Origin of the sequence: Flavobacterium frigidum (assembly GCF_048286735.1) — a bacterium.
In the GTDB taxonomy this organism is placed as follows: Bacteria; Bacteroidota; Bacteroidia; order Flavobacteriales; family Flavobacteriaceae; genus Flavobacterium.
In genome coordinates, this window is the sequence record NZ_JBLVPU010000011.1 from 103942 (window position 1) to 113329 (window position 9388).

Sequence of the window (9388 nt, forward strand, 5' to 3'; positions counted from 1 at the left end):
TTAGCCCATGAAAAAAACAATACTCATTTTATTTACTTTTTTATCAATTGGCTGTTTCGCACAATTCAGTAAAACACATTACATACCACCAGTAGCTTGTGCCACAAATATAGCTGGCGACCAGTACTTATATATTTCTACTCCAAGTACTACCAATGTCAATTTTAAAATTATGGCAATTGGAGGCGGTACTATAACCGGAGTGGTCAATAAGACAACACCGTACATTTACACCATTGGTCAGGGCCAAGATACACAACTGGTAACTCCAAAAACGAATATTGGCATATTAAGTAACAGGGGATATATCGTAGAAGCTGAGGATTTAATATACGTTAGCGTGAGAGTTAATGGTGGATTTAATCAGGTAAGTGGTACTTTTGCTCATGCAGGAGGATTAGTGTCTAAAGGTAATAGTGCATTAGGCAAAATATTTAGGTTGGGCGCGATGTTAAACCCACTTTTAGACAGCAGCTTACTCAATTTCGCCTCCATTTTATCCACTGAAAACGGAACTAAAGTAACTATCTCTAATATTCCTAATGGAACAGTATTGTCTAATGGAACTGTCATTTCTGGCGATATTGTAGTTACTCTAAATAAAAATGAAAGTTACGTGCTGGCAATGGATAACTCCCCAAACACTACACCATCAAACAGTTCAAAAATGATTGGTGCTCTAGTAGTAACAGACAAACCGGTTGTTGTGAATTCAGGTTCGTTTGGCGGGAGTAACAGCACATTTGTTAATGGTCAAGGGCAACCAACAGGTAGAGATATTGGTTTTGACCAAGTCGTCTCAGCAGAAAAAACTGGCAAAGAATATATTTTTGTCAAAGGTCTTGGCACAGATGAAATAGAACGTGTATTATTGATCGCAAATGAAGACAATACAAAAATATTTTTAGACGGGGTTACTCTTTTTAAAACACTAAATAAAGGTGAATATGCTGATATTGACGGAAGCAAATTTACTAATGGAAACTTATACGTAACTACTTCTGAAAGCGTATTTGCCTACCAAAGTATTGGAGGAAGCAACACAAGTAATAATCCGCCTGCCAATCAAAATTTATTTTTTGTACCACCAATAAATTGTTCAACACCAAATATTGTTGATAATATTCCATCTATTGAAAAAATTGGGAATACATTTTATGATGGTGGATTAAATATAGTAACGGAGACTGGCGCAACTGTAACTCTTAACAATAATCCTATTGCTGGCCCCGCTGTAGCCATAGTTGGAAATCCTAATTTTGTGCGCTACACAGTAAATGGTTTGTCTGGAAATGTTAGCATAAAATCTACTAGACAGGTATATGTTTCGTACTTTGGAACAAATGGAGCAGCTACTTATGGAGGCTACTACTCAGGATTTGATACAAAACCAGAAATTGTAAGTAATAATATTGCAGTTTCCAATTCAAATTGCATCCCAAATGTTATTCTAAAAGTAAGTTCACTTTCATCTTATGATAGTTTTGAATGGTATTTCAATAACGTCGCAATACCTAATACAAACAGCAATTCATATACCCCAACGCAACCAGGTTACTATCAAGTGCGAGGCAGTATTTCAGGATGTAATTCTCCACCTGTATTGTCTGATTTAATACCTGTTAGCACCTGTGAAACGGATACAGATCTTGATACAGTAAACGACAATATTGATCTTGATAATGACAAAGACGGTATTACTAATTGTTCTGAATCTTATGGAAATCAAGTCATTGATATCTCTAATTCATCTAGTGGATCAGTCGCAGTTGGTCTTTATTCCAATTCATTTGCTGGAACAATTACGACGTCAACAAGTGCAAGTACAACGCCATTTATTGGAAACAGTGACGGAAGTTTTATTTCTAATGTACCCGCAGGAAAAGGAAACTTTGTGAGTTATAAAATGACTTTCTCCAATCCAATCAGTTTGGAAATGAAATATGTAAATATTGCTAATTCAACTGATTTATTGAATGCAGATGCTGAGTACATAGTAAATTCAGATATTAATAAAACCATCACGTTATTAAATCCAAGTGACCAACTATTGATTGACACTAATTATGACGGCATTTATGAAAGTGGAGTAAAGCAATTTTCGTCATTTGAAATCAGATTTAGATTAAATAGTATAACTCCATTGGCTGCAGGAACAGCAACATTTCAGTTTCTAACCAATTTATCGAACTCTATAACTTTTACACACAAAAACTTATCAGATGCTAACGCTAATAAATCAACATTAGCTATCAATGCAGTGTGCGTTCCTAAAGACAGCGACAATGATGGGATTGCAGATCAATTAGACAGCGACAGCGATAATGACGGAATTACTGACAATATTGAAACACAATCAAACACTGCCGTAGCTGCAACAAATAGCGACACAAATAAAAACGGTATCGACAACGCGTACGATCCAGGGCTAACACCAGTGGATACTGATAGTGATGGTGTTAGTGATTATTTAGATTTAGATAGTGATAACGATGGAATTTTTGATGCAATAGAAACGGGAAATGACCTTGATTCTGATGGAATAAAAAATTATCGTGATTTAGATATTGATGGTGATTTATGCAGCGATGTTATCGAAGCCGGATTCTTAGACCCAAACAATGACGGAATATTGGGCAATAGCCCAGTTACAGTAAATACTAATGGTCAAGTAACTAGCGGTACGGGATATACAACACCAAATAGCAATTATAATACCGCTGCGCCTATAGCTATAACTACACAACCAACAGTATCGCCAACTTGTAAACAACAAAATGCGGTAATTACTCTAGCTGATAATGGCGGAAACACCTATCAGTGGCAAGTTTCGATCAATGGAACAACATGGACTGACATTACAAACAATACAATGTATGCAGGATCAACCACAAATAAGTTGACTATTAACAGCGTAACAAACACAATGAATGGATATAAGTACCGCGTAAAATTAGACAAAATAGGAAACAGTTGTGGTTTACTTTCAAATGATACTACTTTAATCGTTTATACGTTACCAACTGTAAATAATATAACCATCATTCAATGTGACGATGATTTAGATGCGGTAACCACATTTAATCTAACGGTAAAAAACGATGAGATTTCAAGCAATTTTGCAAATGAAACCTTTTCTTACTACACCTCATTTTCCGGCGCTACAATGGCAAACGCTTCAGAGTTAATTAGTACGCCCAAAGCTTTTACGAATACAACACCCGGTATGATGAAAGTATATGCCCGAGTACTTAATTCTAATGGTTGTTTTAGTGTAGCTGAATTGACTCTAAAAGTTTTAGCAACACAAGTTCCTAGTACATTCAATAGAAAGTTCACGCAATGTGACGATTTTTTAGACATCAACGGCAATAATAATGCAAGCAATGATAAAAGAGATGGCGTAAGTACTTTTGACTTTAGCAGTGCAGAAAAGGATATAAAGAATTTATTACCAGCGGGAAATTATACAATAACATTTTATCGCAACCAAGCCGATGCACTAGCAGAAACAAATGCAATCAACAATATATCTAATTACAGAAATATTGGTTATACAAACACCCAAGAAATTTGGGGCCGAGTAGATAGTGATACAGATAATGCTTGTTATGGCTTGGGGCCGTACGTATCGCTCACTGTTGAAAAACTTCCGTTTGCAAACGCTGTGACTATTCCTAGACAATGTGATGATGACCAAGATGGAAAATATACTTTTAATACAGCTACTTTAGAATCTGATTTAGTTCAAGGACAAACTAGTATTACTGTTACTTATTTTGATCAAAATAACAATTCGTTATCAAGTCCATTTCCGTCAACCTACACTACAGGCACACAAACGATAAAAGCAGTTGTGACTAATAATTCAACATTAAAATGTTTTGACGAGACTTTGATAACATTCACAGTTGACGATCTTCCGGAAGCTTTCCAAGTACCTGTAAATTTAACAACCGTATGTGATGATGAATTAGATCCTTTCTTACAAGATGGCAAGTTTGCGTTTGATACTAGTACTTTTCAGAATACGATTTTAGGAAATCAAACAGGGATGATTGTAAAATATTTTGATGCAAATGGAGCTTCACTATCTAGTCCGTTACCAAATCCCTACATTAGCAACACCCAAAACATTAGAGCTGTTGTAGAGAATCCTGCTAACCCAGCTTGTAAAGCTTCAATTACTTTACCTTTCATAGTAAATAGTTTACCCCCAATAAACTTAAATGCTGATGGATCCGAAAACGAATTGGTATGTTCTAATCTTCCTACTTTTTTTGTAACACTAAATGCTGGAATTCAAGACGGATCCCCAAGTACTGACTATACCTATGAGTGGTTTAAAGACAATGTTCTTCTTCCAAATGAGAACAACTACACCTTAGATGTAAATCAAGAAGGAACCTATACTGTGGAAGTAACGACGGTTTTAGGATGTTCTAGAATTCGAACTATAAAAGTTACAGCTTCTGATATTGCCAGTATTACCAGCATTGATGTAGTTGATTTAGCAGATACAAACACAGTAACCGTTAATGTATCAGGAAAAGGAATTTATGAATATAGTCTTGACTCGCCTTTTGGACCTTTTCAAGACTCCAATTTCTTTGACAATGTTACAGCTGATATTCATATAGTTTACGTTAATGATAAAAATGGTTGCGGAACGGTTAGTAAAACAATTGCTGTTGTGGGCGTTCCCAAGTTTTTTACTCCAAATGGTGACGGTTATAATGATTACTGGAACGTAAAAGGATTAAGTGCTAATTTTAATGGCAACTCCATCATTTATATTTTCAATAGATTTGGAAAACTTTTAAAACAAATCATTCCAACAGATCAAGGATGGGATGGTACTTTTACAGGGCAACCACTTCCTTCAGACGATTATTGGTACACCGTAAAATTAGAGAATGGCCGAGAGGTAAAAGGTCATTTTAGTTTAAAACGATAATATATATTTTAAAACTAATGTAGACTTGTTTATTCTTGTACACAAATGTAAAGTGTGCACAAGAATAAACAAGTCAGTTTTAAACCTAAAGATTTAAAAAAATTTAAAGCTGAATGTGTTAGATACAAAAGTTGACACTGAATATTCGAACAACTTTATTTGATCAAATTTCTTTACTGAAAAATAAGCATAAAAAAAGCCATTCGAAAGAATGGCTTATTAAGTATGTAATTACGGTGAATTAGAATTTAAATCTTTTTCTATCTGTTTCTGTCAAATATATTTTTCTTAAACGAATTGATTTCGGTGTAACCTCAACATATTCATCTTTCTGAATGTATTCTAAAGCTTCTTCTAGCGAGAAAATAATTGGAGGAATGATTCTTGCTTTCTCATCATTTCCTGATGAACGAACGTTAGATTGTTTTTTCTCTTTCGTTACGTTTACACACATATCATCACCACGAGAGTTTTCTCCAATTACCTGACCTTCGTAAATTTCGGCATTTGGTTCAACAAAGAACTTTCCACGATCTTGTAATTTATCAATAGAATAAGGAATAGCTTTTCCTTTTTCCATAGAAATCAACGAACCTTTATTACGTCCAGAAATTTCTCCTTTGAAAGGCTCATATCCTATAAAACGGTGCGCCATGATAGCCTCACCAGCAGTTGCAGTCAACAATTGGTTACGCAATCCAATAATTCCACGAGATGGAATGTTGAATTTTACAATCATACGTTCTCCTTTAGTTTCCATGCTCAACATTTCACCTTTACGCATAGTAACAAACTCTACCGCTCTTCCAGAAAGTGTTTCTGGTAAATCGATTGTCAATTCTTCAATTGGCTCACATTTTTTACCATCAATTTCTTTGATAATAACTTGTGGTTGACCAATTTGTAATTCATACCCTTCTCTTCTCATTGTTTCAATAAGAACTGACAAGTGAAGTACTCCTCGACCAAAAACCATAAACTTATCAGCTGAATCAGTTTCACCCAATTTCATTGCTAGGTTTTTCTCTAATTCTTTTGTCAAACGGTCTCTAATATGACGAGAGGTTACAAATTTACCCTCTTTCCCAAAGAAAGGAGAATCATTTATTGTAAACAACATGCTCATGGTTGGCTCGTCGATATCAATTGTTTTTAAAGCTTCTGGGTTTTCAAAATCAGCGATAGTATCTCCAATTTCAAATCCTTCAACTCCAATAATCGCGCAAATATCTCCTGCGATAACTTCTTGTACTTTTTTACGACCAAGTCCTTCAAAAGTATGTAATTCTTTAATACGTGATTTTGTGATAGTACCGTCTCTTTTTACTAATGAGATTGGCATACCTTCATTAAGCACTCCTCGTTCTAGACGACCAATAGCTATACGACCCGTAAATGCTGAAAAGTCTAATGAAGTAATCAACATTTGTGGAGTTCCTTCAGAAACTTTAGGAGCTGGTACATTCTCGATAACCATATCCAACAATGCTTCTACATTATCAGTTACGTTCTCCCAATGATCCGACATCCAGTTATTTTTAGCAGAACCATAAACAGTTGGGAAATCCAATTGCCATTCTTCGGCGCCTAATTCAAACATTAAGTCAAAAACTTTCTCATGAACTTCTTCTGGAGTACAGTTTTCTTTATCAACTTTGTTAATTACAACACAAGGCTTTAATCCTAAGTCAATCGCTTTTTGTAATACAAAACGGGTTTGTGGCATTGGTCCTTCAAAGGCATCTACAAGTAGACAAACCCCATCGGCCATGTTTAACACACGCTCTACCTCTCCACCAAAATCAGCGTGACCAGGAGTATCGATAATGTTGATTTTTGTTCCTTTGTAAACTACAGAAACATTCTTTGAAGTAATGGTAATACCTCTTTCACGCTCTAAGTCGTTGTTATCAAGGATTAAGTCACCTGTATTTTCGTTATCACGAAATAACTGACAGTGATACATAATTTTATCAACCAAAGTTGTTTTACCGTGATCGACGTGGGCAATAATTGCAATGTTTCTAATAGATTCCATCTGTGATTTTTAATGGGTGCAAAGGTACACTTTATTTTGATATAAAAAATATTTAAACAATTGTTTACATATTCTTAACCCATTAACCACAACAATAGACCTTTAGGAAAAACTAAAAAATAAGTTATACCTGTTCCTTACAAACTAAGTAATTATTAATTATATTTGAGTAATGAAAAGCAAAACCAATCAAGTAATCAGCATCTACATACTAATTGCAGTGTTTTTAGTCATTGTTAGTTATAAATTTTTATACCATTACAACACCGATCCTAATTATCAATTCTATACTTTTATTAAAGATATTTTGTTCATTATATTGACTGGAATAATGTTCAAAACTATTTTATCCAAAAACGATTCTCGAAACATCTCTATCGTAAAAAAGCTAAAAAAAACGAACGATGAAATCAAAGAGTCAAATGAAAAATACGACATTGTTGCAAAAGCCACTAGCGATACCATTTGGGATTGGAAAATGCAAGAAGACAGCTTTTCTTGGAACAGAGGAATAGAAAATGTTTTTGGGTACTCTGACGAAGAAGTTGGAAAAAGTTCAAAATGGTGGTTTGATAAAATTCATCCCGAGGACAGTATTAAAATGTCTATAAGACTCTACTCATTTATAGAACAAAAAACAGAAAATTGGCAAGATCAATACCGTTTCAAATGTGCTAATGATTCTTATAAATACGTTTTAGATCGTGGTTTTTTATTAAAAGATGAAAATGGTAAAGCCATCAGGATGATTGGAGCAATACAAGACATTACCAAACAAAAAGAAGAAGAACAAAGACTTAAATTACTAGAAACGGTTTTTACGCAATCCAAAGACTCTATAATCATTACTGAAGCCAATGCATTAGACGGGACATTCCCAAACATTTTATATGTAAATCCTGCTTTTTCAATAATGTCCGGATTCAGTTTTGATGAAATTAAAGGAAAACCAGCAAATCCATTTAACAGTCCTAATTCGGATAAGACCGAACTTGACAAGCTTCTAACTTTTATACACAATAAAAAAGAATGTTTTATAGAAACAGCGAGCTTCACAAAAAATAAAGAAGAGTATTGGGTACGCTTTTCTATGATACCCATTTACAATTCTGATACTGAACTTTCGCATTGGATTTCAATTCAAAGAGATATTACCGAAGAAAAAAGGCAAGAAAAAGAAAAAGAGCAACTCATTAGAGAATTGACTCAAAACAACAAAGACTTAAAACAATTTTCTTATATAACATCCCATAACCTCAGAGCACCATTATCAAATCTTATTGGACTTTTAAACTTATTAGAAGATATCACAATTGAGAATCCAGAATTAAAAGAAATATTAAATGGTTTTACTAAGTCTACTCATTTATTAAATGACACTATCAATGACTTGGTAAAAGTCATTATTATAAAGGATAATCCCTCAATTAAGAGAGAAACGGTTTTGATAAAAGAAATTTTTGAAAATGTTTTCAGCCAACTTACTTCTCAAATCGAATTACACAAACCAATAATTAAACTCAATTTCGAAAAGGTTTTAGTTCTAGATACTAACAAAGCTTATCTAGAAAGCATTCTACTCAATCTTTTGTCCAATTCAATAAAATACAAATCCGAAAACAGAAAGCTTAAAATAACAATAACTACTGAAAAAACAGAAAATGGTGTTGTGATGATTTTTAAAGACAACGGAATCGGTATAGACTTAAAAAGAAACAGGACTAAAATTTTTGGACTTTATCAGCGTTTCCATAATTATCCAGACAGCAAAGGACTTGGTCTTTATTTAGTAAAATCGCAAGTTGAAACTATGGGAGGTACAATAGAAATCGATAGTGAAGTGAATATAGGAACTACCTTTACATTAACATTTAAAAACAAACACTAATGTTAGATATAATTTTATGCATAGATGACGACGCGATAACACTAATGTTATGTAAAAAAGTAATAATCAAATCATCATTTTCTCATGAAATAATAACAGTGCAAAATGGCGAAGAAGCATTACAATACTTCAAGACTTTAAAAGAAGTAGAAAACCAATCGAAAGCACTACCTCAATTAATTTTTTTAGATTTAAACATGCCTGTTATGGGTGGATGGGAATTTTTAGATTATTTCAGCACTCCAGAATTTGCAGAATTCAAAAATATAAAAGTCGTAGTACTATCGTCTACAATAGACCCTGAAGATTTAAAAAAATCAAAACAATACCCAATGGTGATTGATTTTTTATCCAAACCGATAACCCAAGCTATGCTTGAATATTTAAAGGATCAATCCCAAAACCTGTGGGGAAGCAAAAATTAAGCATAAATATTAGTTAGTCTAAAAAGGAAGAATTCTATATTTCTAACTCCTCTGAATTGAGATCTAAATGCTTTTATTTT

At 33.8% G+C, this 9388-nt stretch carries 4 protein-coding genes; 3 read left to right on the forward strand and 1 reads right to left on the reverse strand.

Annotated elements, in window-relative coordinates; all coding sequences use genetic code 11:
- Positions 1 to 7: 7 nt before the first annotated feature.
- Entirely contained in the window at positions 8 to 4957 is a 4950-nt protein-coding gene (locus tag ACNQGO_RS08560; protein ID WP_417985002.1) for a T9SS type B sorting domain-containing protein, read from the forward strand.
- Positions 4958 to 5198: 241 nt separating this feature from the next.
- Here ACNQGO_RS08560 and typA read toward each other — a convergent pair whose 3' ends face one another.
- The gene (typA, locus tag ACNQGO_RS08565) at positions 5199 to 6995 is read right to left on the reverse strand and encodes a translational GTPase TypA (RefSeq protein ID WP_417943742.1); all 1797 of its coding nucleotides are present in this window, start codon (positions 6993 to 6995) and stop codon (positions 5199 to 5201) included.
- A 172-nt stretch (positions 6996 to 7167) separates the two neighbouring features.
- On the opposite strand from typA, the gene ACNQGO_RS08570 reads away from it, so the two are divergent.
- Together ACNQGO_RS08570 and ACNQGO_RS08575 are read left to right on the forward strand one after the other, a co-directional pair.
- Positions 7168 to 8883, forward strand: coding sequence for a PAS domain-containing sensor histidine kinase (locus ACNQGO_RS08570; protein WP_417985003.1), 1716 nt, complete (start codon positions 7168 to 7170; stop codon positions 8881 to 8883).
- The gene (locus tag ACNQGO_RS08575; protein ID WP_417985004.1) at positions 8883 to 9308 is read left to right on the forward strand and encodes a response regulator; all 426 of its coding nucleotides are present in this window, start codon (positions 8883 to 8885) and stop codon (positions 9306 to 9308) included. Before ACNQGO_RS08570 ends, ACNQGO_RS08575 begins: the two co-directional genes overlap by 1 nt.
- Positions 9309 to 9388: the final 80 nt, after the last annotated feature.

Excerpts from the sequence above, each read along its gene's own strand:
- ACNQGO_RS08560 (WP_417985002.1), top strand. The coding sequence starts at position 8 with ATGAAAAAAACAATACTCATTTTATTTACTTTTTTATCAATTGGCTGT.
- typA (WP_417943742.1), bottom strand. The coding sequence starts at position 6,995 with ATGGAATCTATTAGAAACATTGCAATTATTGCCCACGTCGATCACGGT.
- ACNQGO_RS08570 (WP_417985003.1), top strand. The coding sequence starts at position 7,168 with ATGAAAAGCAAAACCAATCAAGTAATCAGCATCTACATACTAATTGCA.
- ACNQGO_RS08575 (WP_417985004.1), top strand. The coding sequence starts at position 8,883 with ATGTTAGATATAATTTTATGCATAGATGACGACGCGATAACACTAATG.